Genomic DNA, 26,777 nt, shown 5'->3' on the forward strand with positions numbered 1-26,777 from the left:
CCGCCAGCCACGGCGGAGCGGTCAGCGTTTGCGTCGCGCCTGCACTCCGTATCCCGATCCACGAAGGAGCAAGGAGCATGCTGATCCAACTCAGCGACCCCCACGTGTCCCACCACGGTTGTCACCGACTCGCGTCACGCGTTATCTCACACCACGGGCACGGCGGGCCCGGTGTGGCTGGCCGTGCCGGTGTCGGTGTCGATCCCCGGTGCACCGTCCGTCTTGATACTGACCCCCGAACCGATCCCCCGATCCCGCCCACAGCCCAGGTCAGGCCCACTCTCACCGACCCTGATCGGCTCCAGACACACCCTCATCTGTGGGGTGTCCCCCCAGGGGTCGCCCATGCGTAGACCGCTTGCGGCTCCCGATCCGCTGCTGCGCCTGCAGGCCAGCATCACCGCCCGCGACGACCGCCTCCTCGGCTGGCTCTACGACCACGGCGTCCTCACCACCGACCAGATCGCCATCGCCCTGTTCCCATCCCTGGACTTCGCCCAACGCCGGCTGCGCCGCCTCACTGTCCTGCGCGCGACAGACCGGTTCCGACCCAACCGGGCCTACGGCGGCTCGTACCCGTACCACTACGTGCTGAACCAGCTCGGCTACGAGCACGTTCACGCCCAACGCGGGCTCGGAGCACCCCGAAGGGACCAGGCCCGCCGCCGCAAGCAAGCCCTGACGGCGCGGCCGGACCTGCCGCACCTGCTCGGCGGCAACCAGGTCTTCATCGACCTCGCCGCCCACGCCCGCACCCACCCGGACACGCGCCTGGACCGGTGGCAGCCCGCCTCGGCGTTCCACGACCCCGGGGTGTTCTACCGCAGCGGCGGCGACCCGCAGATGATGGTCCGCGGAGCGACAGGCTTGCCCCGCCCGGACGGCGCCGGCGTGTGGACCGAGCAGGACCGCTCGGTGCCGTTCTTCCTCGAGTACGACACCGGCCGCGAACGCCTCGACGTCCTCACCGCGAAGATTGGCAAGTACGAGCGGCTGTACGCCATGAGCACCTGGGCATGGCCGGTCCTGTTCCACCTACCGTCCGCGCGGCGGGAAGCGAACCTGCACCACCGCCTCGCCGACACCAGGCCACGGGCGATCATCGCCACCACCACCGCCGACCTCCGCGCCACCACCGGCACCAGCCCCGCCGAGCAGGTGTGGCAGCTATCCGGCCTCGGCGCCGGCCGCCACCGCCTCATCGACCTGCCCTACACCGACACCCATCACGACGCCGAGTTCCCAACCCTCCCCGGGCCGGGCCCGGACAGTCGAGCGGCCTGATGAGCCGGCGGGCGGGCGGCGCGTTCCGGCGGCGAGTGTGGCGCACACGCCGCCGGAACGCGCCCGCACCCGCTCAACCCCTCGGCGAGGGGCGCCCAGGGGTTGAGCGGGTGCGGGCGGTAGACCGCCGGTGCGGCGGCCGGCAAGCCTTGTCAGCTCTCCCGGACCTGTCAGCGGCGGTCTCCCGCGACAGACCCGACGACCGCCCGCTCACTCAAACCAGCCACCCCGCCGTGATGACAGATCCCGTGAGCGGCGCACCCGTCGCGGCCCACCCGCCGGCCGCGTCCCCAACCTCTCTGGGCAGAACATCTAGAGCCTGTCGGAGTCCCGGCGCGAGCCGCGGCGAGGCCCAGGCGGCGAGGCTTTCCTCCTGTCTGGGACGGCGCCGGCCGACGTTGGGCGGTCGTGACGTGCCGCGGCAACGTCAACTGCACCCTGTTTCACCCCGATCCTCGCCGGGTAACCGCATCGCCCGGCCAGTCCGCTGTTCCGGCACGGCGGACTCTGGTCACGCCGGTGCGTGGGACGACGGCTGACGCCGACCGCGGTGGCGACGCCGGACAAGCCGAGCGCGGATGGTCGGGCGCATCGGTCGGTTCGGCGGCCCCAAACGGCGGTTGTCACCGTGATGTCGGGTATCAGCGCCACGTTCGGGGGAGGAATGCGCGCACTGCTGGTCGTCGTGGCCTGGGTTGTTGCCGCCTTGCTCGTGGCCTGGCTCGCCAGGCCCTTCTTCCGGTGGGCGGCCAAGGGCCGCTACGGGTGGATCGTCGGACCGGTGTATGAAGCCTGCCGCCTGCCCGCGGTGGCTGTCCTGGTGATCGGGGCCTTGTTCGCCTCGGTACCCCGCATGACGGACGGGTGGGTGTCGGCCTTCCGGCACGGACTCCTGTTGGCGTTCGCGGCGGCCTGCGCGTGGCTGGTGATCAGATTTCTGCAGGTCACCGAGAGCCTCGCGTTGGGGCGTCTCGCTCACGAACCGACGGTGAACCGGCGGCAACGGCGGATACGTACTCAGGTCCGGTTGATCCGGGGCATGACCGCCGTGATCGTGACGCTAGCGGCGATCGCGGTCGCGTTGATGAGCTACGAGCAGGTGCGAGTGGTCGGAGTGTCCCTGGTGACCTCGGCCGGTGTGATCGGCGTGCTCATCGGTGTGGCCGCCCGCACGTCCCTGGCGAACGCCTTCTCGGGCCTGCAGATCGCCTTCACCGACGCGATACACGTCGACGACGTGCTGGTGGTCGACGGCGCGTGGGGTCGCGTCGAGGAGGTGAAGCTGACCAGCGTCGTGCTACGGATGTGGGACGAGCGCCGGCTGATCCTGCCGACCACCTACTTCACCGACCGCCCCTTCCAGAACTGGACACGGCACGAAGCCCGGGTCGTGGGCGAGCTCCGGGTGCACCTTGACTACACCGCCGACGTGGAGCAGCTCCGGCGCGAGGCGCGACGGTTGGTCGAGGAGTCGCCGCTGTGGGACCGCGCGCTCTGGACCCTCCAGGTGGTCGATGTGACGCCGCAGACGCTGGAGGTTCAGGTGCGCGTCTCGGCCGCTGACGGGCCGAGCGCCTGGGACCTGCGCTGTGACCTGCGCGAGGGCCTGGTCAAGTACGTCCGCGACCAGCACCCGCAGTGGCTGCCGCGTACCCGCGGCGAGTACCACCCCTAGCCCGGACCCCTGACCTTCCCGCGCCCGCCTCGCCGAGCCGCGCCCGGATCGCCGCCACCTGGTCGCGGTGCGCGACGGCGATCCGGTCCGCGGTCACCAGCGCTCGGCCGGGCGCCTGCTCGGAGACGGTCAGTTCCCGCTGCGGTACGGCCCATCAACGTAGATGAGCGCGTCCCCCACGGCCCGCTCGGCCGACCCGCTCGGCCGGTTGACCAGAGCGCCCTCGACGGCCATCGCGGTGGAGCCGCCGCCGTCGAGGTTGACCGCGTCGTGCATGCCGAGCGCCTGGGCGACGGCGGCGGTCTCGTCCATGGTGGTGCCGACGCTGGTGGTCTGGCGGCCGTCGATGGTCGCGAGCACGATCTTCCCGTCCCGCGTGGTTCCGGCGATGGTACGGGGGTTGCGGGCGAAGAAGCTGCCGGAGCCGGCCGGTACGACGATCTGGCCGTCCGCGGTCAACGGGTACCGGCCGTTCACCCCGAACAGCCCGGGCCGCACGGGAAGTTCCTCGCCCGTCCCGTCGGTCAGGGTCGAGGTGCTGCTCACGCAGCCCTGCTCGGTCAGGTCCAGCAGCGCCACCGTGTCCCGCCCGGTCGCCTGCAGCGAGGTCTGGCCGACGGCGAGGGTGGTGCCGCGGGTGGTCGAGGTGCGCACCACGCAGCCGAGCCGGTCGAGCACGACCTCCACGCCGGCGCCGGCCGGGGTGGCCGAGGCGAACTCGGGCGTGAACTCGACGACGTCGCCGGGGAGGGTGCACTGCGTCTGGTCGGCGAGGGCGGCGCAGCCGGCGGGGACGACCGGCGGGTGGTTGATGAACTCCAGCGGCAGGGTGGCCTCGGTCTGCCGGTTCCGTACGCTGCCCGACCAGGTCAGCTTCCCGGTCAGGGCCCGGTTGCTGTTGGCGTCGACGACGAAGGTGACCTCGGCCGGGTCGGTGGTGGGCTCGCTGAGCAGCTTCCCGCCGAACAGCCCCAGGCCGACCGGGTCACCGGGGTAGAGCTGGCTGGCGGTGAAGGTGAAGAAGGAGGCGTTAACGCCGGCCAGGGCGCCGGAGTCGCGTACCAGGTCCGTGGTCTTCTCGACCTGGCTGAGGTCCGGGCCGTAGGTCGCCTTCAGGTGCCCGCCGGCCTTGCTCGGGTCGATGGTGAGCACGTTGACCACCCACGGGCCGCGGGTGGTGGTGTTGATCTGGTCGGCGGGCGCCGGCTCGCTGCCCCGCACGATCCGGGTCAGGGTGACGCCGTCGGCCAGGGCATGACTGGTGCGTACCTCCGTCAGGTCTGCGTCGCCGAGCGGGAGGGTGCCGCCGGCGGCCTCGGCGCGGGCTCCCGGAACGGCACCGAGCGCCACCGCGGCCAACGCGGCAGCCGCGATCGCCCCGGTACGGCGGAAGCGGGACAGGGTAGGAGTAGAAACAGTCATGCCCGTAACCCTCACGGCGCCACAGAACCACGTACCCGACTCCACCTGACACCGAGTCGAATTGTGGTGAAAGGGCTTACCCGGGCGGAGGCGGTTGTGAGCGGCACCGACAGTTGGCGCGGCCCTTCGCGGACACCAGATCGCGGCCGCAGCGCCACTGCCCGGTCACCTCGGTCGTGCAGGCTTCGCGTCGGTCCATCTGCAGAGGGGAAACCGATGCGACGCGCTCACATCGCCGTCCTTGCCGGATCAGTTGTTGCGGCGGTTGCCATGGTCGCCACGTCTGCCCAGGCAACGGAGCAGCACCGAGACGACGCGGTCACGGTCGCCTTCGCAAAGACCACCCGTTCGACCGCCTGGCAGCAGGTGCAGAAGATCCCGCTGCGCTTTCCGACGCACCACCCGCAGGGCTTCGCGCTCGTCGGCGACAAGATCTTCATGTCGGCTGTCGAGATCATCGAGCGGCCGGTGCCCTATCCGCAGCCCGTGGATGGATACGACCGCACGCCGGGCAAGGGTGTCGGGCACGTGCTCGTCCTTGACCGGCAGGGCAACCTCCTCAAGGACGTGCAGCTCGGCCAAGGCACGGTGTACCACCCGGGCGGCATCGACTTCGACGGCGAGTCCGTGTGGGTACCGGTCGCGGAGTATCGGCCGAACAGCAAGGCGATCGTCTACCGACTTGACCCGAAGACCTACCAGGTCACCGAGGCGTTCCGAGTCGCCGATCACGTCGGCGGGGTGGTCCGGGACCGGGTGAGCGGCAAGGTGCATGGCGTGAGCTGGGGCTCGCGCACCCAGTACTCCTGGACGCCGAACGGCCACCAGTTGAGCAAGGAGGCAAACCCGGGCCACCTCGTCGACTACCAGGACTGCGACTACAGCGGCTGGCGTAAGCAGATCTGCTCCGGGATCACCGGGCTGCCGCGTGCGGATGGCGGAAGCTACGAGCTGGGCGGACTGGCCCTGCTGGACCTGCGCGACAACCAGATCCTGCACGAGATCCCGTTCCCGAAGTTCTCCACCGCCGGGCACGTCGTGACGCGCAACCCGGTCGCGCTCGAGGTGGCGGGCGACAAGCTTCGGCTGTTCGCCGCACCCGACGACGACAACGAGGGCGCCGGCACTGAGCTGCTGGTATACGAGGCCCCGATCGGCTGACCCTGTTCACGGGCGCCAGCGGCGCCGCACGCACGAGGGCTCTTTCCCGCGACCCTGCGGGAAAGAGCCCTCCGCACGTCTGTCCGGCGCGTCACCAGGCGGTGAGAAAGTTGGCGTGGCAAGCAGGACTGACGGGTTGGTCGGTCAACCGGCCGCCGGCTCCGCCTCAACCTCCCCGGTGTTGGCCGCCGGCGCCGGCCGCATTCGCCGTCGCAGGAGCCGCACGCGCCGGGCGCGGGCCATCTCCGATAGCCGGTTCGTCCAGGAGGCAAGCAGGAGCACCAGCATCCCCGCCCCGACCGCCCAAGCGAGCCGATCGGTCAGGGTGCGCACAGCGGGCAGGGTGATCGCCAGGGCGAGCGTGGAGACGCCCGGGAAGATCAGACCCATGGCCGCCGCCTGGGCCAGGTGCCCGTCGTGCTTCCGTTTCCAGTAGAACGTCTCCCAGCCGAAGAGGGTTCCGTTTCCGGTGTGCTGCGCGATGGCCGGGCGCAGCACCTGCTCGATGTACTCACCCGCTATGCGGATGTCCCGGTACTGCGAGACCACGTTCAGGCCCAGCGCGGCGCTGATGAGCGGCAGGAGAAGGAGCAGGCGGAGGTCGGCCTTCTCGGCGAGGATGAAGCCGGCCACCGCCGCGACGACGGTGAGATGCAGACCGATGACGTTCTGGTTGTGGGTCGCCTTGCGTTCGATGGTGCTCCGGATCGCCGCGGCGTCGGCCAGTGCCGCAGCCAGCGCTCGATCCTGCATCTCCTCACTCACGGCATCTCCTTCGCGCGGGTCCCCTCTCGGTCTATCAGTCGCAGTCAACGCGATCTATGCAAGCGCTGCGGTGGGCGGGGCCGCTGGTGAAACCGCTCGCGGCGATCTGCGACTGGGCGGCCAGCCACTCGACTGCAGCGGAGGCTTCCCGACGGGACGAGGTGACCCGGCCCGTCGGAGGGCGGAAGTCCTGTCGGTCAAGCACCGCGCGCCGGAGCGCAAGACCACTCCCCGACCGGCGGCAGACTGACCCATCGGCGGGCGCGGACTACCGACGGAAACGGGCCGACTACGGCATGCTGTATAGATGCAACCCGAAGTCGCCGTAGCAGTCCTGTCCGCCGGCGTCGCCCTCGCCTGCGCGCTCGTGTCGGCGATCGCCAGCCATCGGACGACCGTCGCCAGCTACGAGCTGCAGCAGCAGGCCGACCGACAGGCGAAACGGGACCTTGCCGAGGAACTGTTCCGGCGTTACCGAGAGCCGCTGCTCTGGTCGGCCCAGTCGCTGCAGTCCCGTCTCTACAACGGGATCAGCCTGGGTTTCCTCAGTCGCTACCTCTGTTCCGGGGACGCCGAGGAGCAGCGGTACGCACGGGACAACACCGTCTTCGTGCTCGCCGAGTACCTGGGTTGGCTCGAAATCATCCGACGCGACCAGCGCTTCTGGGACAGAAAGAAATTAGAAACCGTCGAGCCACTGTTCGACGCTATCGGCCGGAGCGCGCACATCCTCGCTAGTGACTCGGTCACCGGACCGTTTCGGCTCTTTCGAGGGCAGCAACGGGCCCTCGGGGAGCTCATGCTCGTCCGAGACGAGTCGCCGCAGGGCGGCGGCCTGGAAGTCATGGGGTACGCCGCATTCTGCGGCAAGCTGGACAACGATCCTCAGTTCGCGAAGTGGTTCGACCGGTTGCGGGCCGAGGTGGACACCGTCGAGTCGGCCGGCCACGACGGCAACACGCGCCTGATCAAGCTTCAGGACAATCTGCTCGACCTGATCAAGCTGCTCTCTCCAGAGGGCAGCCCGCTGGCGGTGACCGAGCAGAAGAGGCTTCCTGCCATGCGAGGGCCTCTCCCTGAGTTGTGACGGTCGACGTTTCAGCACGCCAGCGGGTGCGGGCCGGTGGCCATGGGCCACCGGCCCGCACCCGGTTGATCAGTGATGCCGCTCCCCCACCTGGTACGTGACCAGGTTCGGGTCGGCCTTGAGCTGCTGCTCGGTGAACTTGATCGTGTCCCAGCCCTTGCCCGAGTACAGCCGGGTCTGGTCGGCGTACCAGGGTGAGTTCGGGTTGGCCGACTGCGAGTAGGTCAGGATCTGCCGGCCCGACGGTCCGTTCCGACCCAGCTCGACGGCCATCAGGAACGAGGTGCCGTGCCGCACCTTCGGGTAGCCGACGCCGGGCTGCAACACGCCGATGATCATGTTGAAGACGCCGGCCTCCGCGCGCCCGCCGTGGATCGGGATGCGTTCGGTGCCGCGCGGCTCGGTCTGGATGTCGCGGAGGCGGGCGTCGAGCGGGATGCCGGCCAGTTTGCGGACGGCGTCCGCGAGGGCGGTGCGTACCCTCGGGTCGTCGACGGCGAGCCGGCTCGGCGTGTTGAGCGGGGCGGCCGGGTCGAACGGGTCGGCGAAGCGCAGGCCGCCGGCCAGGGCGAACTCGGTGAACAGGTGCGCGCCCCGGCTGCCCAGGTCGACCCGCAGGTCCCAGCCGCGCAGGGCGGCGCAGGCGGCGGTCAGGTCGACGGTGGTGCCGTCGGAGGCGGTGGCCGTCGGCTGCGCCTCGCAGGCCCGGACCAGGTCGTCGCGGACCAGTTCGCCGCCGTACGCCCGGTTGCCGAGCGTCACGTCCCACAGCTTGCCGGTGGTGAAGCCCTTCCCCAGGAGCCCGTCGGTGCCGGCGAGCCGCTGCCGCACCTGGTGCACGCCGAGCCGGGTCCGCAGGCTGCGCTCGGTCCGCTCGTCGCCGATGATGCGCGGGTAGCCCTCGAGCGGGCGGGCCGGGTTGGCAAGCCAGTAGCTGTCGTTGGAGTTGGTCACGTAGTCGCTGCCGACCAGCGTCGGCAGGTTCGCCGGGCCGAGGATGCCCGGCACCGCGGCGTCCGGGTCCCGGCCCAGCTCGCAGGCCGAGCGGGAGCCGTCGAGGACGGCCTGGCCGCTGGTGGCGTACAGAGGCTGGAAGGGGGCCGGGATGCAGGCGGCCGCGAGGGAGCCGGTGACCCGGGGCACGACGGAGTGGTCGGCGTAGAGGGCGCGGCCGTCGCGGTCGGCGGCGATGACGTTGACCCAGGGCAAGAACTGCCGCCGGTCCAGCACGGCCCGCAGCTCGCCCACCGACCTGGCGCGGCCCATGGCGAGCCAGCCGTCGAGCGCGCGGTTGTTGGTGGCGTTGACGTCGGTGATCGCGTACGCGGCCTGCGCGGTCCAGTCGAAGCGGCCCGGCACCACGACGACCGGGCCGAAGTGGGTGTCGTAGAGGGTACGGCTGACCGGCCCGCCCGGGGTCTGTGCGGTGACCGTGCGGGCGGTCATCTTCCGGGGCTGGCCGTCGTAGAGGTAACTCGTCGGGTCGCCGGGCACCAGGGTCAGCCGGTGCCAGACGAAGCGGCGGGCGGTGGAGACGGTGTGGCTCCAGGCGACCCGGCCGTTGTGGCCGATCTCGACGAGCGGGTCGCCGACCAGGGCAGCGCCCTCGACGTCGTACCGGCCGGGCACCTTGAGGTGCATGCGGTAGAAGCGCTCGGCGCCGTCCCACGGGAAGTGCGGGTTCGCGAGGAGCATGCCGGCGCCGCTGGCGGTGGCGTCTCGCCCCAGACCGTACGCGTTGCTGCCCACCCCGGCCGGCGCGCCGTCGCGGGCGGCGACGACCGCCTCCGCCTGCGGGGCGCTCGCCGGCGCGCTGGTCCCGTCGGCGCGGGGCGGCGCGCTGCTTCCGTTGGTGGCGGACGGGGCGCTGCTCCCGTTGGTGACGGGCGGCGCGGCGGCGACGATGCCGTCGGCGAGCGCGCCGGAGCTGGCCCGGACCATCCGCGCCCAGTTCGCCCGCCACACGTCCAGCTCGGTGATAGGGCGTACCCACGGCTTCCCGGCGCAGGCCGGGTCGGTGATCGTCTTTGCGCCCCGCAGGTAGGCGTTGTAGCCGGCGACGAAGCCGCGGATCTGGTCGCGTACCTCATTGGAGGGTGAGCGGAGGCCGTCGCGGGGGCCGACGAGCAGCCGCTCGGCGGCCCGGTCGTCGATGGCCTTCTGGTGGAAGAGGTCGCTGCTGACGTTGCGGGCGTCCGCGGCGAACCAGCGGGACCGCTGAGCGTTGACGGTGACCATCTGCTCGGCGATCAGGCAGACGTTGTCCTCGGCCTGCGCGTAGCCGACGCCGAAGCCGAGGCTGGCGAAGTCGCGGGCGGTGATGTGCGGTACGCCGTACGAGGCGCGCTGGATCAGGGCGGAGTAGCCGCGGCCGTGGGCGACGGCGGTGCCGCCGGTGACGGTGGGGCCGGCGGCGACCAGTCCGAGGGCGGTGACTGCGGCGGCGAGTCGGCGGGGCCTCATCGGGCGGCTCTCTGGTGGTGGCTCATGGGACGTCCTCCCCGAGTTGACTGTCCATGCCCGACCGACGCTAGTGGTGAAAGTTGCTCAGGTCATCCGTCGATTGCCACCAGATCGTCGGGTTCACCCGCAGGAGCAACCTGGTAGCGCACGGCCCGTCGTGGTAGCGGAAGTGACGATCAGCCGGCTCGGTTGTCAGCGGAAACGCTGGTCGGTCGACGGCTGGGCTGTCAGTCGAGGTTCCACATCCTCCGGCAGCTCAGCGCCACACAGCGCGCAGATGTAGTCGTCGTCGCGGACGACGTTGCGCTCGCCGCAGTCAAGGCAGCGCCGGAAGATGACGGCCACGGTAAAGCCTTCCGGGCGGTCAATACCTGCCCGGTCGAGGGCGCCCGCCACCGCCACCCATGAGGTGGGATCGGGGCAGTAGCCGGTGGACTGGTTCGTCACCTCGGTCACGACCCAGCCGTCTCGCTCACCAGCAAAGGCGATCTCTCCCGCGCCGAGGACCTCCCCACCGCTGGCGCAGGCGACGTGCTCACTGCGTCTCGGCGCGAGCCGCAACGTGCCGCCGGTGTCGATGACGTAGGTGAACGCCTCGTCACGGTCGCGTGGATCTGCGGCCGCCAGGTAGGTGTCGAGATCGACCGGTGATCGGATGGGCCAGCCCTCGGGAGCGTCGGCGACTGACGCCCACACGTCGGCCGGACCGACGTACCGGTATCGACGCCCTGCCCCGTCCACAGCACCGACCCTACGCCCGTGCGGCCGTCACCAGGGACATCCGCACTGGTCTGGCAGCCCAGACCTAGTCCCGGCCGATCCGTCACCAGGGCATGGCGCTGTTCAGTCAACTCCGCGTGGTGAGGTCGTTCGCGATCCGGGTCGCGGCGGCCGTTGCAGGATCACGTCGATGTGAACTGGTCCCGCGGTGGAGCCGACGGCGCCGCCGGACGGGTGCGCTCATCGCTGCAGCGTCGCGGTTGCGTAGCCGTCCGGGTAGAACTGGTAGTAGTCGCGGTACCGGACCGTGAAGGTGGTGGTGCCGCGAGGCAGCGAGTAGGTGAGGGTGTATCTGCCGCTGGCATCCATCTTGCCGCGCCAGAACTCCCGCTCGGCCCCGCCGTTGGTCGACGCGGTGATCCACCAGTAATTGTCGTCACCGATCGGCGAGCTCCAGGTCACGGTGAGCTGCGCGGTCTGCTTGTCCTTGCCGGCCCCGACCTGGGCGGTGACGGCCAGGTCGGTGACCGGCGGCCTCGGCGGGTGCGCCGGCCCGAAGGAGTGCAGCAGCTGAGTTTCCTGGTAGGGGTCGGTCGAGGTGACCGCCCAGGCCCGGGTGCCGTCCCGGTTGACCAGCAACGTGCCCTCCCAGAGGCTGTCGCCGCTGCGGAAGTCGACGGCGTACGTCGGGACCGTGCTGCCCTTGCCGTAGAGGTAGACATCGGCGTCACCGGAGGAGGTGGAGGCGCGGCCGATGGCGACGGTGGAGCCGTCCCCGGACCAGGCGGCGTCCTGCGGATAGACGCCGCTGGGATAGACGGTGGCGTCGGCGAGATCCGGCAGCCGGTACGAGCGGTGCTCGTACGGGTGGCCGACCGTCTCCACCACCTCGGTGCCGTCGGGGCTCACGGCGTAGTCGATGAGGTTGCTGCCGGTGTAGTCCCGCCGGGCAACGATCGTCGGGCTGTCACCGGAGACGTCGATGACGTACGTGGTGACGGGCGAATACCCGGTGTCGCCGGCGACGAGGAGACCGGGCGCGCCGGGGCTGGCGTCGATGATCGGGTGGTAGTTGGGGCCCTCGGTGAAGACCACCGGCGGGATTCCGGGCGCGGACCAGACCAGCAGACCGCCGGAGCCGATGCCCGCGTCGATGAACCCGCCGACGACCTTCTCGCCGGTCGGTTCGACCGTGTACAGGTGGGCGCCGACGGGCGCGGGGTAGCTGGCGATGATGGTGAGCGTGGCGGCGTCCAACGCGATGATCCGGTTGAAGCCCTGGGCCGCGTACAGGATGCGTCCGTCGTCGCTGAGGACGAGGTCGGAGATGTCCGCGACGGCGGTGACCCGGTTGAGCAGCCGGCCGTCGAGGTCGGTCACCACCAGCGGCAGGCCGCCACCGACCCCCTGGGCGATGTAGAGGCGGCCGCGTGCCTCGTCGAGCTCGATCGCCCGCAGGTCGTCCACCGGCAGCTGGGTGCCGACGCTCTTCAGCGGGGCCGTCGCGGCGGCAGCCGGCGCTGCTCTCAGTAGCTCCCCGGCACTGAGCCCGATCGCCGCGGTTATCCCGGACGCCAGCAGTTGACGACGCCGCATGACACCTCCCCCGTGTCGGCCAGCCGCGGTACCGGCGGCCAGGCGAGATCCTAGTACCGGGCTCGCCTCTGGCGCTGTACCTCACCGCCCGGCCCGCACCGCTGACAAGCCGATCGCGTGTTGGCCCGACAGCGGCCCGGCCCTCGGCCGAGTCGCATCGCGTTCGTCCGCGTGGCGGCAGCACTGGCGCGGGGTCGGTCAGGAGAAGTGCGTCTTCGGTCGGCTGAGCCGCTCGCCGTCGACGATCAGATCGACCTTCTCGTTGTAGAAGGCGATCAGGCCGGCGATCGGCAGGAGCGCCGGGGTGGGGAAGGCGTACGACCAGGCCAGGTCCGCGTGGACGGCGCCGTCGACACGGACGGACCAGTAGTCGCTGGTCCGTCCCTTGTACGGGCAGGCGGTCGTCGTCGCGGACGGCACAAGGTGGTGGAAGTTCACGTCGGTGCGGTTGAGGTAGTAGCGCGTCGGAAGACCGGTCTCGAAGACGAGCACGGGCGACGTCGACTCGGCCAGGACGACCCCGCCCAGTTCCACGCGTACGTCGCGGGTGGACCGCAGCGCGTCCACGCGGGCGTACGGGTTGCGGGGGTGAACGAAGACCTCCTCGTCCTCCTCGAACCAGCTGTCCATGGCGTCCCAGTCGAACCGGATCATGTCTGCCAGCCCCGGCAGCGCGTCGTCGCCGTACCACCGCCCGCACGAACGACGGATCGTCTCGCCTACTTGCAGCCCGTGCAGCCGCGCAGTGCCGCGCCGCGACTCCTCCGTGCGCTGCTCATCAACCAGCAGGCTGCGATTCACGTCGGCGATCGGGATGTAGTACTGGGGGTAGAACGGCCATTCCCACACGTACCGCGCACGCGTGGTGTCCAGCACCTGCTCCCGGGCGAGGAAGGCGCGGATCCGGCGGGGCACCGGCTCCATACGGTCGGCCAGGGCGATGGCCTTCGGATAATCCGGCACCGTGTCCTCCTTCCACCCAGATCGGGTACCGGTTCAACGATCAGCGCGGCCCGGCGGAATGCGACGCTACGAACCGACTGCGTCCTCGTCGGTGGTTGCGCAGGGTCCGTCGTGGTCATTGCGGCGCCGGCAGCGGCCGGCGCCGTCGAGCCTGGCGTCACACCAGATCCGGGTACGCAGGAACTGCCGGTCCTCCTCGCTCAGGGTGGTCTCGCCGAAGTCGATGGCGGTGACGTGGCTGAGCGACTCGCGGAGTGCGGTGGCGAGGATGATCGCGCCGTCGAGGCTGGTCAGCGTGGTTGGTAGGTGGATGACCCAGCGGGGTGCGGTCATCGCGGCCACCTGCTGTTCGGTGAGCCGGGCGTGATGTGGCGGCAGTTGGTGTGGCGGGACTGCCACTGGCGAAGGGCCTGGTGGATGCGTTCGGATTCGGTGTTCGCGGTGGCCAGCGCCCTTTGCAGGCGGTCGAGTTCGTCGGCGATCCGGTTGAGGTAGTCGTTGACCTGGTTCGGGTCGAGGCCGCGCCAGCGGGTGTCGAAGGCGGCGGCCCGGACGTGGTACGGGTGCAGGCGTTCCCCGGTCACGTAGATCATCGCTGCGGCGCCTCCTGTTCGGCGATCAGCGCCTGGACCTGCCGGTCGGTGAGGCCGCGCTGGTCGAGGACGCGTTGGCCCCAGCGGTGCAGGCGGCACGGGTGCGGGGCGCGGTCGTTGCGGCAGCGCAGGCCGTCGGGCCACTGCTCGGCGGCGTGCACGGTCAGCGCCTTGATGGCGAAGCCGACATCCTCGGCGGTGATGTACGGCGGCAGCGGCAGCTCGCCGAGCACCTCGTCGATCGAGTCCATGTCACTCCCTGGCTTGGTGTGGCACCGAGGCGGGCGGGGACGGCGCTCGTCGTTCGGGTCGACGCCGCCGGAGCCCAGCACCCGCCCCGGGCCTCCATCGCAGGGTTGTGGATCAGTGCGGCAGGCCGTATGACGTGCGCGGGGTAGTCGATATGCACGGCTCGTATGCGGGCGCTCTACCGGCTGTTGATGCGCTCCCGGTAGGCCCGCCACTGACGCGCGGCGTCGAGCAGTGGCCCGTGGTGGGGACCGGGCGCGGCCTGCTGCTTGCGTTCCCAGAGGCGCACCAGGCCGTCGGCGAAGGCGTTCACCGCCTCATCGCGTGCCTGCGCCCACGCCGGGACCTGCCGAGCCCACGCCTCGGCGGCGGCCGGCTCGTGGCCGGCGCGGATGAGGCGTATCAGCATGAAGGCAGTGTCGATCCACGCCGCTCCGCGCGCCGGGCTGGACCAGTCGACGAGCCGCAGCCGGTCGTCTAGCAGGAAGTTCCGCGGCGTCATGTCGGTGTGCAGGAGCGTGTCGCCGTCGACCAGTTCGGGGGCGATGAGGTCCCGCCAGCGGTCGGTGAATCGCTGCACCGGGATGGGCGGAGCTGGGGTCAGCTGACGGCTCAGTGTGCTCAGCAGCTGCGCCACCGGGAGCAGGTCGGGCGATCCGGGGCCCAGATCGGGGTTGCGGCCGGCGGCGTACTCGAACCCGAGGAGCAACCAGCCCTCCTCCTCGATCGCCCACCGGAGGCGAGGCACCACGTCGGGCAGGTGTGGATTGACGCGGGCCTCGTTGCGGAAGAGCCAGGCGCTCGGGCCGTCGCTCTCGCCGCCCTTGCAGAAGATGCGGCCGGTGTCGGTGTCGAGGACGGCCGCGAGGTCGCAGGACGCGCCTGTCGGGATCGAATACGCGGCGTGGACGGTGTTGGTGTGGTGTTCGACTTGGCGGCGTACCTCGTCGGGAAGCTCAGGCCAGTGGCGGCGGCGCGGCATGCGATGGCCTCCCGACGGCGAGCGGTCCCGGGCAGTGTATGCCCGGAACCGCTGGTGAGCCGCCTATCGGGTCGGGCTGTCGGTGCAGCCGGCGTGGCATTGGCTGCACTTCGAGCTGCAGTCGGCCGCATTGCCACCCCACAGCTCCTGGTCGAGGGCGAAGCCGGCGGCGGTGATGGCGGCGACCGTACGGGAGATCGGAGCGCCGATCGGTTCGGGCCCGGAGAGGTGCGGATCGTCCGGGGCGGGTTCGGGCTGGTGATGGATGAACCGGCCGGCGATGCGCTGGCAGAAGTCGGCGTACTCGCGGGTGTGCAGGATGAACGTGTGCCAGCCGATGTCGACCAGGTCGCTCGGGCCGAGCGGCTCGGTGGCGGTGGCGCAGGCGCCGAGGAACGCGAGCGCCTGGTCCATGATCCTGGCCGGTAGGTCCGGGGCCAGTTCGGGGTGGTCACGGGCGATGCGGGCGGTCAGCCGGGCGAACATCTCGTCGGAGACGAGCGCACGGCCGCTGCTGACCCGGTCGATGGTGAGCATCCTGCTCCTTCCGTCAGCGGAGAGTGCCTCGGATGCAGGCTCTGGCGGGCCGATGCCGACTGGCATGACGTCGCGAGGATCGTCGATATACGTGGGGCGTATACCGCGAGCCCCCCAAGCGGTTTGAATGGTTAGGCTCGACTGAGCGCAATGGACACAGCCACCCGCGAACGGCGAGGTTGCCGGTGACACCTGCGAACTGCCCCCGCTGCGGGGGACGCCTGGCCCGCGACAACGACAGCGGACGCTGCGCGCCTTGCCAAGCCGCCGAACGCGACCGGCTGAGCGCGCCGCCGGAGGTGCCGGCGTCGTTCTGGGAGCACGAGCCGGTACGGCGCGCGCTGGCGGAACGGCATCTCGGACGGGTGATCCGGGCGTACCGGCACCACCCATACCACGGGCGGGCGGCGTTGCCGCAGGCCGTGGTAGCGGGCTGGCTGGGCATCACGCAGGCGCAGCTCAGCCGGGTGGAGAATGGGCAGCCGATGGTGCATCTCGATCGGCTCATCCACTGGGCGCAGCTCCTGCGCATTCCGCCGACAGCGCTCTGGTTCGCGCTCCCAGACAATCGTGCTGCGGCGATTGCCGGACCCGTCGAGCTGACACCGAAGGCTCTCGAAGAAGGTGGCACCACGAACCGCCGGCAGTTTCATGCCCTCGCCGCACTAGCTGGTCTTCAGGCGAGTGGCTGCATCGACCTGCTCACGTCGCTGGCCACCGTGCCCACGATCATTGGCATGGAGCAGGTGCAGTACGCCTCAACCCTCGTCGAGGAGTTCCGCAAAGCGGACGCGCAGGTCGGTGCCGATGCGCTGTGCGACATAGCGATCCACGCGCACGACCAGTTGTCGGCCTGGGCGGCCAAGGCGTCGTACAGCCGATCGGTCGGTGATGCGCTTCAGAGCGCTCTGGCTGATCTGGCGATACAAGCAGCCTGGCTCGCCATCGATGCGAACCGCCGGGCGGAAGCTCGTCCATACCTGCATGAGGCCATCGCACGTGCCCGGATCGCCGACGACTCACGAGTTGAGGTGCGGGCAATGGCCTGCATGTCGTTGCTCCTGCGGGAAGACCGGCCAGGCGAGGCGGTGCACTGCGCCGAGGCTGCACTGCGTGCGTCTGCCGGATGGGCGACGCCCAGGTTGAGCACGCTGCTGCATCTGCGTGCCGCTTACGCCCACGCCACGCTTCAGGACAGTCTCGGCTACGAACACGAGATGACCAGAGCGCGCCGGGCCTTCGACGGCGGCGAGCACGAGGACGACCTGCCGTTCATCTCCTTCGTGACATCTCAGGAGGTGACCGGCATTCAAGGACTCTCGTACCTCGCACTTGGCCGTGCCGACCGTGCCGCCAGCTGCTTCAGCTCCGTCACGGCAGCGCCGGCTGAAGCCCACCGCCGGAACCAGCTCTACTACACGGTCCAGTTCGCTCGGGCAGCGAACCGGCAGGGTGACTTTGAGGCTGCGGCGCAGGCTGGCCTGGAGGCGTTGCCGGAAGTGGGGCGGGTGCGGTCGGGACGAGTAATCGCGCTGCTGGCCGAAGTACGGTCGGATCTTGTGGGCGCAGGCACTTCCTTCCCCCGGGTCCGCGAGTTCGTGGACGCTTACGACGGGACGCTGGCGTGATGCACGAAGACCTGCGGCTGCGGCACTATACGGCTGAGGAAGCTCAGGGGTTGGTCGATCAACTCGTCGACATCTATCTGGACGCCCATGCGAACGACGGGCCGCTCTACAACGCCGAGCGGTATCGGAAGCAGCTCGCTGCGCACATGCCAAGGCCCGGCTGGGAGCTGGTGGCGGCGACGGTCGACGACGAGTTGGTGGGATACATCTACGGGTTCCCGTTGGCGCCGGACACTCGGTGGTGGGATGGCATCGAGGAGCCTGTTCCGGCCGGCTTCACCGAGGAGACTGGCCGGCGAACCTTCGCCGTCAGCGAGTTGCTGGTACGCCGGGCGTGGCAGCGACGAGGCATAGCCCGGGCCCTACATGACGAGCTGATGAGCAGCCGGACCGAGGAACGAGCCACGCTGCTCGTACGCCCCGACAACGCCATCGCGCGTCGCGCCTACGAATCGTGGGGATGGCAGTGCGTCGCACAGCTCAAGCCGGCGTGGGAGGGCGCCCCGACGTTCATGGTTCTCGTTAGCTAGCTCTCGGCCAAACGTCCGAATGCCGCGCCGTTCCTAACCCGCTACGCCGCCGAGGCGGCGCGGCTTCGGCACCTGCCGGTTGAATCGGGGCTTGAGGGCCAGGACCAGGGCCTCCTTCGTACCCTCCGGGTTGTCGGTCTCCTGCCAGCGGACCTCGCAGTGACCCAGCCAGCCGGCGATGTCCTGCGCTGTTGCCACCGAGCCCTGCCTGTCGAGGAGCTGGCCGACCTGCTCGTGCAGCACCGACGACTCGCGGTTGCCGGTCAGGTGCTGCCGGAGGCGGTTGCGCAGGTTACCGGTCCGGCCGACGTAGATGACCGTGCCGCGGTCGAGAACCACGTGCACGCCGGGCGCGCGAGGAGCGTCGGCAGCGGCCTCCATCGTGTACGGCTGGGGAGCTGTGAAGGCGGCCAGCATGTTGTCGATCAAGGGGTCGGGCATGCACGGAGGCTACTCCGCCATGGTTCCGCACGGGCCGTCGTGGTCGTCGCGGCGTCGGCAGCGGCCGGCGCCGTCGAGCCTGGCGTCACACCAGATTCGGGTACGCAGGAACTGGCGATCCTCCTCGCTGAGGGTGGTCTCGCCGAAGTCGATGGCGGTGACGTGATCGAGTGAGTCGCGTAAAGCGGCGGCGAGGATGACGGCGCCGTCCAGGCTGGTCAGCGTGGTGGGTAGGTGGATGACCCAGCAGGGTGCCGTCATCGCGACCACCTCTTGTTCGGTGAACCGGGTGCGGTGTGGCGGCAGCCAGTGTGCCGGGACTGCCACTGGCGCAGTGCCTGGCGGATGCGTTCGGCCTCGGTGTTGGCGGTGGCCAGCTCGCGTTGCAGGCGTTCGACTTCGTCGGCCACCCGGTTGAGGTAATCGTGCACCTGATTGGGGTCGAGGCCGCGCCAGCGGGTGTCGAAGGCAGCGGCTCGGACATGGTGCGGGTGCAGTCGGTCCCCGGTCACGTAGATCATAGCTGCGGTGCCTCCTGCTCGGCGATCAGCGCTTGGACCTGCCGATCGGTAAGGCCGCGCTGGTCGAGGACCCGCCGGCCCCAGCGGTACAGCCGGCACGGATGCGGCGCACGGTCGTTGCGGCAGCGCAGGCCGTCGGGCCACTGCTCGGCCGCGTGCACGGTCAGCGCCTTGACGGCGAAACCGACGTCCTCTGCGGTCACGAACGGCGGCAGCGGCAGCTCGCCGAGCACCTCGTCGATCGAATCCATGGCCCTCCCTGAGTTGGTGTGGCGCCGGGGCGGGCGGGGACGGCCGTCGTCATTCGGGTCGACGCGCCGGCGGATCGAACCGGAGGGCCCGAGTGCCCGGCCGGAGCCCGGCACCCGCCCCGGGCCTAAGCCCAGCCTCGGCGAGGAGCTGACCAGGAACTACAGCGTCGGAGGGGCCGGTGTGACGCAGAATTGAGGCGTCTGCGTACTCATTCAATCGACGGGCTGTTACTACAGTGGCGGCAGAACGGAGGGAGATCGACCGTGGCCTTGAAGCGACACCGGCTCTGTCAGCGACGCAAGGCGCTCGGTTACAGCCAGGAGCGCCTGGCCGACCTCCTCGGGGTGGAACGGTCGACCGTGGTGCGCTGGGAGAACGCCGAGACAGATCCGCATCCACGATTCCAGGGGATTGACAGAACAAGTTCGACACGACGTGTGTTGGTCCATGGCAGGCCGACCTGGCGGCGGTCGCTGGCGGCGATTGGCGCTTCGGTCGGGCCGGGTCACATGCCGCGCTGGCAGCGGCGTACGGCTACGACGTCACCGCCGACCGGACCGGCCGCTGGTCCGCGAAGCGCGCGAGCTGAAGATGATCGTCGCCGCGGTCCCACTCCTCGCCAGCTCGGCGGGCGTCGCGGCCGAATTCCGGACCCGCCTCCGGTCGGTCATGAACGACGCCCACCACGCTCGCTGGAAGCCATTCGCAGAGGTAGCACGGCCCACGGCAACGAGCGGAGAACGATGGGCTACCGCAGGCTCCTCAGATGATCGTTTTGCTAGGACTTCGTAGCGGACGTCAATCCGATTGGCTCGCGACACGGACGGCCTCGAGCGGACGACCTCATCGAGGCGCTGGAGTTGGCCAGCGTCGAAGCCCGCCCCGATCCGATGGGAGTACATCGCCACCGTCGAAGGTCGAGGCGCGAATTTGTTCCCACATAGCCTTCAACTGCCCAAGCTCAATATCCTTCTCATTGTAGGCGGAAATGAGCACATCAAGCGTTGAGTGGGCTGAAATGCCAAGCCCACTGGCAACATCTCGTCCCGCATTCTCGTCGATAAGAGCAACGGAAGACGTCTCTTGAGCATAGAGCAGGGTCTCAGACTCTCCGAGATCAGCATCCTTTGTCTTGGGCGCCTTCTTAGAAGCCGACCGAACAAGGGCGCGAATCTTCTCCACCTCCGCCCGCTCCGTGAAGCAGTGTGGGTCGCCGAGGAGACTTCTATTCGGTCCGGTCCATTTCGAAGCCGCGCCCGCCAATTCAACGTTGTCGCGGTTAGATTGGGCTCGCTGCGCGTGATGGACAATCTCGCTCATCACAGCCTCCGTCCATCTCATACGACGGAAGTAGCGATTACGAATAAGACGGACTCCGCCCGGAATGTGACCAAAGCACAATAAGGGGCCGGTGTCGAGGACCACAACGGTCTCAGCTTCGGTTCCAGCACTGTCCGTCATGCTTCCTCCCCAAATGCCGCACGTCGACGGTCCCCACGCGCCACCATCTTGAATAGAGGCGGGTCGTCATGTAGGTCTTCGAAACTAGCCCATGGCTCTTGAGCGAACACAGGCCAGAAGTCCGGTACAAGGCGGACACACTTCGCCGCGTCGGCGATCTCTACGGCCGAATAGTCGCTGTCGATCGTCACGACAGGTCGGTCCGTATGCAGCGTCTGGACCGGCGAGCCGTGATGAGCCGACATCTGCTCAGCCAAGGCCTCCGGCTCCGGGAGGTCCGGAGAAGCCTCAAGCAAAAGCGTGTCAACTAACGCATCTAGGCCGGCGCGCCACCACCGATCAGGCACCAGTCCAGCCAACTGCCCGGTGTACCGACAAGCTCGTAAAGCTTCGGAAAGTGCCGACTCTCCTGCGGCAATCCGACAAAACTCCTCAACCTCCAGCCGCAATAGGGCGGCCGCCCAATGCGCCGGCAACAAGAAGGAGGGAAAGGGAAGAACTCTATGGGCAAACCAGCGAAGCCACGCCGTGCCTGCAGTGTAGGCCGCTACGGTATTCTCTGGAGGATGGCAGACTTGAACATCAGCGAGAGCCGCCTCCATCCACTTGGAATCCGGGACATCAAGCCATCCGCATCCCTCGTTCCAGGCCAACGGCGCAGAAACCAACATTTGAAGGCCATTGACTGCATGTGCAATCTCATGCAGCCTCTCAGCCTCTGACACGTCACCCTTTGTGAGAATCCAGTCTAGCCCATTCTGCGATGCGATAATCGGCTTGCGAACCTCGGTCGGAAGATTGCCCGCCAGCTCGGCCAAAGCCCCAGTTCTCAGCACAATCGCTGCGTGGTGATCTAGTTGGCGCAAGTGGCCAGCGACCACTGCAGCTAACGCGAGGCCGTCTTGGGGCCAGTAGAGACACTCCTCAGGATGCGCAATCCTGCCCCAGTTGTAGTGATGGTCAATCGCAATGACATTAGACCATGTAAGATCTGCCCGCGTTACTAGATCGGGGGAACGGACTTCGACGTCCAGTCCCTGCAGCTGCAAAGCTGCCGCAACAGATCTCTCTCTTTGAACTTCATCGTCGATGATCAGGATACGAGGGGTGTCGGGTTGAGTCACTGACCAATCCTCCGGCCGGGAAGCAAAACCTCAATCGCCGTGTCAAATCCGTGCGAGGGATCGACGAAGTTGACACTTCCGTTATATTCTGAGACTAGACGCCGCACGATCGGCAATCCCATACCCATGCCTTGACCGAGTACGACGTCGACCTCTGTAGTCGTTGACTCAAACGGGCGGAACCAACGCTCAGACCTTGCAAGGTCAACCCTCACACCTGTGTTCTCAACACGCAGCAATAGCCCGCCATCAAGGCGAACCTTCGCGACTACCCAGATGCAACCCTTTTCGCCGACCGCCTTGATAGCATTAGTCAAAATGTTCGTGACAATAATGGCTATTTCGGCGGGGAAAATGGGAGGGGTCTTGCCGCCCGCATCCAAATCTAGCTTTATCTCAATGCCGCGCCCAGCGATAGTGCCGGTTAGGAATTGAAGGCTCGGCTGAATCGCCTGCGCGAAAGGAATTCGGCGACGTCGCCGTCGCGCATCAGGACCTACGACCTCCACTAGGTAACTACTCTGCCTCGAGAGTGACTGAACGAGCTCATTCGCAGCGGCCTCAAGTTCGCGAAGATAGATCTTGCGTTTCGTTGCGTCTGGCTCACGACGAGTTGCGTCTGCCAGCGAACGAATTGCTTGGGCCAGGCCTAGTACGCCATTGATATCATGGACAAACGCTGCCAATTGGAGACCCACGCCAGCGAGGATCTGAAGCGTAGCGCGTCCATCATCTCCCTTTTGGGCTTCCTCAATGTAGTCGATGACCCTCTCTACACGCTCTAGCCTCGGCGAGGCCTCTGCATTGTCGCCGAGCTGCTGGTGCAAGTCACGGAGCTCCTTGCGGGCAACGGATATCGGCAACGAAAGGTCATCGCTCTTGTCCGTCGGCTGTGGAGCTGACGGACCACGTACAGGCTGGGTCGTTACTGCCCTGCCTTCAGGTACTGCCTCCCTCTCCTGCACGACATCGACCAGCTTATGGGCAAGCGTCTCAAGCTTCTTGACATCTGATCCGCGGCGCTGCGCTGCCCGTACGCGCGTCAACAGGTCTACGCCATTGCGCACAAGTTCACGGAGGGTCTCGTAGGCCGGGTCATGCACGAACCCCTCTCGGTTGACGACTGGACGTAAAGCTGCCGCTCCTTCACCGGTCAGGAACACAGCACCAACGTATTGGTCGTTGCCCTGCACCAGGTACGCCTCTTTTTCGACAGGCGCGAGTAGGCGGCTGGAATCGGGGTCAAGGTCAATATCGAATTGGGTTTGGCGTCTCGCATAATCACGATCGAGATTAAGCCAGTCATCGCCGGCGTCGCCATAAGGAAGGACCCTGAATCCCTCTACATATACACGGACGCCGCGGGAGCGCTTCGCGAACTTGCGCAACGTCGAAGTCCTTGCACCGATGCCTGCAACTGAGCCATGCCTAGCATAGATCCGGGATGTAAAGAACGGGCCAGCTTCGGGATTCGGATGGTCTCTCCGAAGGCGGTACTCGTGCATCTCACTGGACGCTTCGGCGAGCGCACGTGACGGTTTGATGTTGAATAGGACACCATCAGGAGCGGCAGAAATCTCGATGAGCCAGTCCGCTTGCTCGAGCAACAGAGGCCACAGGTCTTCACCGGCGTCTAGCTCGCCTTCGAACTGGATCTCGAATCCAGGATCATTCCTCAGGCGTGACGACAATGACACCTCTTCGAAGAGGCCGGCCGAATCAAAGAGAGAATCAGGAGGGGCGTTGGTCAATTCGGGGGGAGGGGTACATGACGACACCTCGAGGACGAAGTCTTCCAACGCCCGCGGCGTCCATCTCCGACGGAGGTTTTCGAGCCTCAACCGCGTCCCCGAAGGCTGATCCGGATCCGCATAGAAACTCCGAACGTCCAGACCTTGGGTCGCGTCCTCTAACGTCTCGTAGTCGTCTTCAACCCGCTGCCAGTCAATAACAGCTCGAACTGACTTCTGCCGTTTCGCTACGCCCAAGGGAGTCCAAGGAACAGACAAGATCTCGAGGCGCTGAGCTAGCTTATGCGCACTCAGGCGGCCGACTCCCTTAGCTCCCGTATAGCGGCGTTCAAAGCGCGGGCTGCGTCGGCTGCCCCTCTCCTTATACCTGCCGGCTATCCTAAGGAACGCGCCTTGGAATACTTCCGGCGTCATGCCGATGCCGTCGTCCGACACAGTAATAGAGCCGTTTGCCGTTCGCAGGCCATCACCACGAACTACTACCCGTGTAGCGTCGGCGTCATACGCATTCTTGATCAGCTCCATCAGAGCCGTGCTGTCACGGCCGACGAGGAGCTCGCCCAGCTCTCGGAACAGGTGAGTGTCGACCGAGAACGTAAACGGTTCCCGAGTGCTGTTCTCGCTCAACTAGCACTCCCTTCGTCTCCGGTGAGAGTAGCTGCCACCACTAGCCGCGGTCTAGGGCCTGTAAGGGATCTGCCGGCACGTGAAGTCCTGCCAGGTCCCTAGGCTCGATCTTCAATGTGCCGCTGCCGTGTTGTCGCGCTCGGTTCGCCAGCGCGGTCTGGCCCTGGTCGCTCCGGAGCCATTCTGCGAGAGCCGATATGGCCGCCTCACTGACATTGGACTGCCGAAACCTGATGCCATAGAAGGTGTTGGTAGGAATTGCGCCGATGGTATTTCGGATGATGCGGAACCTACCCTTAGCCATCGGACCGAAGAGTAGGTGAGGCACCGGTATTCGCTCCAGGGAATACCAAGGATTGCGACTAGCGCAAAGGTGCGCCTCATGGATACGCTCGCACTTCCCCTGATCGATTAGACGGCCGACAGCAGGGTCGCTTACATCTTGCTCCATAATTTGAAGCATCCACCGCCGAGCTCCTGCAGCTCCCATCGCCTCATGGGCACTCTCGTTGAGGTCGTCGCTCACGAGGTCTCGGAGCCTGGTCGCGGCAGGCACATAGGCGTGGCGTGGTAGCCGGACAGCGCGCTCATCCGTGAGGAGAAAGAAGTGATTTGCGCCGGTTGCAACGCCACGTCTCACTTCAGCCATCTCTGCGAGAGGTAACATGACATGTTGCTTGAAATTGACATTGTTTGCCTCCTTCCTGCTGAAGAAGAAATCAGGTGGCGGTACACCAGTCCTGTCGACCACCTTGACGCTCTTGTTAGAGAAACCAGTATCGAGGCTGCCTTCAAGGCTGAAGATTTGCATCGGCGTCGCGCTCGGGCGCGAGGGACCAACCCAAATGACCATAGCCGCAACTACTGCGACGGGGAATAGGTTCAGCGTGTGCGGAAAGATGTGCAGTTCGACAGGTCGGGTCGTCGTCTTCCACAGGTATTTGCGCAAACCCGCGCCGTATTCTGCTTCTAGCCAGTTCGCCGGCAGCAATAGGCAGAGACTGTCGGCAGATCCAAGGTTCCGAAGGGCGGTCGCAAGAAAGTATGTTGAGAGCCCAGCCCGGCCTCCAGGTGCAAGCTCGCCAGCGGCTCGCTTCGCGGCCGCCTTTGTCTTAGCGCTTAGCGACTGATGCCGAGTATAAGGGGGGTTACCCCATACCAAACGAGGCCCAGGCTCTGCCTCCCACCCTTCTGACATCCAGGCTAGAAAATCTGCATGGTGGAGCGAAAGCCGCTTTTGCGTCTGCGGTTCTGCATCGAGAGCTGCAGCGAGTAGCCCGAGTGTTACCACATTTACATCGATGGCGTGGACGTGCGCATCCGGCCAGGCCTTCAGGGCAGTCCTGGTGAACGCGCCGACTCCCGCTCCAGGATCAGCGATCGTGGCCGGCACCTCCACAGACCGAGTTTGAACGATCCTGGTCATATAATCAGAAATTGCCGACGGTGTAAAGAAGGTTCCTAGTGAGCGTCGCCGAGGCGCAGCAACCAATCGCTCGTATAGTTGAGCAAGCGGATCTTCGCCATTTTCCAGCGCTATCCTCAAACGGCTAAGAAGACTGTCAGGAAGTTGAGGCGCTTCGCGGGTCCAGGCTGCGACGGCAGCCGGCAGAGGTGGTTCCGCCTCTGCTGCCGCTCTGCCTAGCAGAGAGCGAGCTATACCGCCTAGAGCAGCAAGCTGGGCACGTTCCACTTCGGTCGGGCCCGGCACAGCATCTACAGAAAGGGGGCTTAGGCTGTTTGCCCGACACCAAGAGGCCAACTGTCTAACTAGGCGCTCACTGTCTGACGGGTCAGGCTGGTGGCGGGGCGCAAGCTGACGAAATGAACCTTCGCGGGCCTCTACGGAGTCCTGCGCCTGCCTCGGCTCAACGTTCACAGTTGACCTGGGGTCGGATCATGAGCGGATTTGCTGTAGGTGGGGTCTTACTGTGCCTAGCCATGCGACAGATCTTGCCAGACCTGTCTCCCTCGTCGGATCTGCCGGCCACACAGACACGCAAGCCCGCAGCGAGCTTACCCATCATCGACTGGTTCGCCTCCCAGCGATCGGAAAGCCTGACCAGGACGTTGAGGTGTATCGAGTCGGTCGGCGGGTGGGCGTCGAGCAGCTCTGCCCGCGGCCAGGAGTCCGCGGTGACCGTGGCCCACTTAACGGCCGTACCAATGATGATGACCGAACCGCCGAGGTCGGCGGCTTTGGCGGCGACCTGGACCGTCTCGTGGCCCGTAACCCGCTCTGACGGCGGGTAGTCGGCGGCGGAGAGACGGCCGATTCGCAGCTCGGGCGCCTTCTGCGCCAAGAGGTCGATCAGGTCGTCGACCTGATCGTTGGTCTGCGCGACAATGATCAACGGCACACCGGGGGCAGCCAACTCCACGGCGGCACGCACCACCAGGGTTGACTTGCCGGCTCCGGGCGGCGAGTCGACGACGACGCCTCCATGGTGGCGGGAGCGCAAATCGGCCAGCACGGCGGTGATGACACGTTCCGCTTCGACCGCGGGCGGCACCTCCAGCCCAGCAAGCATCGACCCTCACCTTCCCACAAGGCGTGCCGCGGACATTACCGGCAGATGTCCTGCCAACGGCAGTCCGATTAGTCACCCGTTCAGCCGGCTTCGCCTGACCCCTCCGCACTTTCAATAACCTGCAGGGTCGATATTGCCGTATGGCAACCACTTGCAAGGCTGCGACGTCTTCGCAGGTAAGGGCTGCAGGTCCCAGAGAACCTGGCCCCACCCAGCCCACCGGCAGTGAACGACGGGCTGGACAACTCCCGCAACGATGTAGAGCACGACTGTCGTGGAACCGACAGCCCCACTTTGGGTCCGCGGCGGCGGGACAGCACAGCAGCGCCAAGGCCAGCTAGTGCCTTGACCACGAACGTTCATGGTGTCGAGCAGGCAGTAGCCTCGGCGCGGTGACGGAGGACGACTTCATGA

General features: G+C 67.3%; 25 protein-coding genes and 3 pseudogenes. 8 read left to right on the forward strand and 20 right to left on the reverse strand.

What is annotated here, in order from left to right:
* The first annotated feature begins 345 nt into the window (after positions 1–345).
* Both ACTMS0_RS24045 and ACTMS0_RS24050 read left to right on the forward strand, forming a co-directional pair.
* Positions 346–1,284: a replication-relaxation family protein gene (locus ACTMS0_RS24045; RefSeq protein ID WP_441157519.1), complete on the forward strand. Its 939-nt coding sequence runs from the start codon at positions 346–348 to the stop codon at positions 1,282–1,284.
* Between the two features lie 550 nt (positions 1,285–1,834).
* Complete coding sequence (locus tag ACTMS0_RS24050) at positions 1,835–2,959, forward strand: mechanosensitive ion channel family protein (protein ID WP_441157520.1); 1,125 nt, start codon at positions 1,835–1,837, stop codon at positions 2,957–2,959.
* 129 nt (positions 2,960–3,088) lie between these two features.
* On the opposite strand, the gene ACTMS0_RS24055 is transcribed toward ACTMS0_RS24050, so the two are convergent.
* Positions 3,089–4,333, reverse strand: coding sequence for a phosphodiester glycosidase family protein (locus ACTMS0_RS24055; protein WP_441157548.1), 1,245 nt, complete (start codon positions 4,331–4,333; stop codon positions 3,089–3,091).
* 318 nt (positions 4,334–4,651) lie between these two features.
* Here ACTMS0_RS24055 and ACTMS0_RS24060 point away from each other — a divergent pair, with 318 nt between their 5' ends.
* A complete protein-coding gene (locus tag ACTMS0_RS24060) occupies positions 4,652–5,542 on the forward strand; it encodes a DUF6454 family protein (RefSeq protein WP_441157521.1) in 891 nt (296 codons plus the stop codon).
* A gap of 144 nt (positions 5,543–5,686) precedes the next feature.
* Here the strand turns inward: ACTMS0_RS24060 and ACTMS0_RS24065 are convergent, their stop codons facing one another.
* Entirely contained in the window at positions 5,687–6,307 is a 621-nt protein-coding gene (locus ACTMS0_RS24065) for a hypothetical protein (protein WP_441157522.1), read from the reverse strand.
* Positions 6,308–6,614: 307 nt separating this feature from the next.
* On the opposite strand from ACTMS0_RS24065, the gene ACTMS0_RS24070 reads away from it, so the two are divergent.
* Positions 6,615–7,394, forward strand: a complete 780-nt coding sequence (locus ACTMS0_RS24070; protein WP_441157523.1) for a hypothetical protein — start codon at positions 6,615–6,617, stop codon at positions 7,392–7,394.
* Positions 7,395–7,463: 69 nt separating this feature from the next.
* On the opposite strand, the gene ACTMS0_RS24075 is transcribed toward ACTMS0_RS24070, so the two are convergent.
* The 9 genes and pseudogenes from ACTMS0_RS24075 to ACTMS0_RS24115 all read right to left on the reverse strand — a co-directional run bounded on the left by ACTMS0_RS24075 (position 7,464) and on the right by ACTMS0_RS24115 (position 15,497).
* Complete coding sequence (locus tag ACTMS0_RS24075; RefSeq protein WP_441157524.1) at positions 7,464–9,857, reverse strand: acylase; 2,394 nt, start codon at positions 9,855–9,857, stop codon at positions 7,464–7,466.
* A 192-nt stretch (positions 9,858–10,049) separates the two neighbouring features.
* Positions 10,050–10,598, reverse strand: coding sequence for a hypothetical protein (locus ACTMS0_RS24080; RefSeq protein ID WP_441157525.1), 549 nt, complete (start codon positions 10,596–10,598; stop codon positions 10,050–10,052).
* A 219-nt stretch (positions 10,599–10,817) separates the two neighbouring features.
* Entirely contained in the window at positions 10,818–12,173 is a 1,356-nt protein-coding gene (locus ACTMS0_RS24085; protein ID WP_441157526.1) for a hypothetical protein, read from the reverse strand.
* Between the two features lie 198 nt (positions 12,174–12,371).
* A complete protein-coding gene (locus ACTMS0_RS24090; protein WP_441157527.1) occupies positions 12,372–13,136 on the reverse strand; it encodes a DUF427 domain-containing protein in 765 nt (254 codons plus the stop codon).
* 69 nt (positions 13,137–13,205) lie between these two features.
* A pseudogene (locus tag ACTMS0_RS24095) lies at positions 13,206–13,469 on the reverse strand (hypothetical protein); the annotation flags it as partial.
* Positions 13,466–13,729 carry a DivIVA domain-containing protein gene (locus ACTMS0_RS24100; RefSeq protein ID WP_441157528.1) on the reverse strand — a complete coding sequence of 88 codons (264 nt, stop codon included), beginning with the start codon at positions 13,727–13,729 and terminating at the stop codon, positions 13,466–13,468. The gene ACTMS0_RS24100 and the pseudogene ACTMS0_RS24095, both read right to left, overlap by 4 nt.
* On the reverse strand, positions 13,726–13,980 hold the full coding sequence (locus tag ACTMS0_RS24105) for a hypothetical protein (RefSeq protein WP_441157529.1): 255 nt from the start codon (positions 13,978–13,980) through the stop codon (positions 13,726–13,728). The genes ACTMS0_RS24100 and ACTMS0_RS24105 overlap by 4 nt, the downstream gene beginning before the upstream one ends.
* A gap of 176 nt (positions 13,981–14,156) precedes the next feature.
* Positions 14,157–14,960 (reverse strand): hypothetical protein, encoded by an 804-nt coding sequence (locus tag ACTMS0_RS24110; protein ID WP_441157530.1) that lies wholly within the window; start codon positions 14,958–14,960, stop codon positions 14,157–14,159.
* A gap of 63 nt (positions 14,961–15,023) precedes the next feature.
* Positions 15,024–15,497 carry a glycine-rich domain-containing protein gene (locus tag ACTMS0_RS24115; RefSeq protein ID WP_441157531.1) on the reverse strand — a complete coding sequence of 158 codons (474 nt, stop codon included), beginning with the start codon at positions 15,495–15,497 and terminating at the stop codon, positions 15,024–15,026.
* A 185-nt stretch (positions 15,498–15,682) separates the two neighbouring features.
* On the opposite strand from ACTMS0_RS24115, the gene ACTMS0_RS24120 reads away from it, so the two are divergent.
* Positions 15,683–17,125 (forward strand): helix-turn-helix domain-containing protein, encoded by a 1,443-nt coding sequence (locus ACTMS0_RS24120; RefSeq protein ID WP_441157532.1) that lies wholly within the window; start codon positions 15,683–15,685, stop codon positions 17,123–17,125.
* A complete protein-coding gene (locus tag ACTMS0_RS24125) occupies positions 17,125–17,655 on the forward strand; it encodes an N-acetyltransferase family protein (RefSeq protein WP_441157533.1) in 531 nt (176 codons plus the stop codon). The genes ACTMS0_RS24120 and ACTMS0_RS24125 overlap by 1 nt, the downstream gene beginning before the upstream one ends.
* 33 nt (positions 17,656–17,688) lie before the next feature.
* Here the strand turns inward: ACTMS0_RS24125 and ACTMS0_RS24130 are convergent, their stop codons facing one another.
* Genes ACTMS0_RS24130 through ACTMS0_RS24145 form a run of 4 tightly spaced genes read right to left on the reverse strand, consistent with a single transcriptional unit; the run spans position 17,689 to position 18,868 of the window.
* Complete coding sequence (locus ACTMS0_RS24130) at positions 17,689–18,096, reverse strand: GIY-YIG nuclease family protein (protein WP_441157534.1); 408 nt, start codon at positions 18,094–18,096, stop codon at positions 17,689–17,691.
* A gap of 9 nt (positions 18,097–18,105) precedes the next feature.
* On the reverse strand, positions 18,106–18,357 hold the full coding sequence (locus ACTMS0_RS24135) for a hypothetical protein (protein WP_441157535.1): 252 nt from the start codon (positions 18,355–18,357) through the stop codon (positions 18,106–18,108).
* Complete coding sequence (locus ACTMS0_RS24140) at positions 18,354–18,617, reverse strand: DivIVA domain-containing protein (protein ID WP_441157536.1); 264 nt, start codon at positions 18,615–18,617, stop codon at positions 18,354–18,356. Before ACTMS0_RS24140 ends, ACTMS0_RS24135 begins: the two co-directional genes overlap by 4 nt.
* A complete protein-coding gene (locus tag ACTMS0_RS24145; protein WP_441157537.1) occupies positions 18,614–18,868 on the reverse strand; it encodes a hypothetical protein in 255 nt (84 codons plus the stop codon). The genes ACTMS0_RS24140 and ACTMS0_RS24145 overlap by 4 nt, the downstream gene beginning before the upstream one ends.
* A 264-nt stretch (positions 18,869–19,132) precedes the next feature.
* Between ACTMS0_RS24145 and ACTMS0_RS24150 the strand changes: the two are divergent.
* Together ACTMS0_RS24150 and ACTMS0_RS24155 are read left to right on the forward strand one after the other, a co-directional pair.
* Positions 19,133–19,255: pseudogene (locus tag ACTMS0_RS24150) on the forward strand (helix-turn-helix transcriptional regulator); the annotation flags it as partial.
* 38 nt (positions 19,256–19,293) lie between these two features.
* A pseudogene (locus ACTMS0_RS24155) lies at positions 19,294–19,661 on the forward strand (hypothetical protein); the annotation flags it as partial.
* Between the two features lie 51 nt (positions 19,662–19,712).
* On the opposite strand, the gene ACTMS0_RS24160 reads toward ACTMS0_RS24155, so the two are convergent.
* The 5 genes from ACTMS0_RS24160 to ACTMS0_RS24180 all read right to left on the reverse strand — a co-directional run bounded on the left by ACTMS0_RS24160 (position 19,713) and on the right by ACTMS0_RS24180 (position 26,363).
* Positions 19,713–20,189, reverse strand: coding sequence for a hypothetical protein (locus tag ACTMS0_RS24160; protein ID WP_441157538.1), 477 nt, complete (start codon positions 20,187–20,189; stop codon positions 19,713–19,715).
* Positions 20,190–20,326: 137 nt separating this feature from the next.
* A complete protein-coding gene (locus ACTMS0_RS24165) occupies positions 20,327–21,454 on the reverse strand; it encodes a hypothetical protein (protein ID WP_441157539.1) in 1,128 nt (375 codons plus the stop codon).
* Positions 21,451–23,832: an ATP-binding protein gene (locus ACTMS0_RS24170; protein WP_441157540.1), complete on the reverse strand. Its 2,382-nt coding sequence runs from the start codon at positions 23,830–23,832 to the stop codon at positions 21,451–21,453. The genes ACTMS0_RS24165 and ACTMS0_RS24170 overlap by 4 nt, the downstream gene beginning before the upstream one ends.
* A 40-nt stretch (positions 23,833–23,872) precedes the next feature.
* Positions 23,873–25,711: an Eco57I restriction-modification methylase domain-containing protein gene (locus ACTMS0_RS24175; RefSeq protein WP_441157541.1), complete on the reverse strand. Its 1,839-nt coding sequence runs from the start codon at positions 25,709–25,711 to the stop codon at positions 23,873–23,875.
* Complete coding sequence (locus tag ACTMS0_RS24180; RefSeq protein WP_441157542.1) at positions 25,701–26,363, reverse strand: hypothetical protein; 663 nt, start codon at positions 26,361–26,363, stop codon at positions 25,701–25,703. The genes ACTMS0_RS24175 and ACTMS0_RS24180 overlap by 11 nt, the downstream gene beginning before the upstream one ends.
* Positions 26,364–26,777 lie beyond the last annotated feature (414 nt).

The organism is Micromonospora sp. H33 (assembly GCF_052068455.1).
Classification (GTDB): domain Bacteria; phylum Actinomycetota; class Actinomycetes; order Mycobacteriales; family Micromonosporaceae; genus Micromonospora.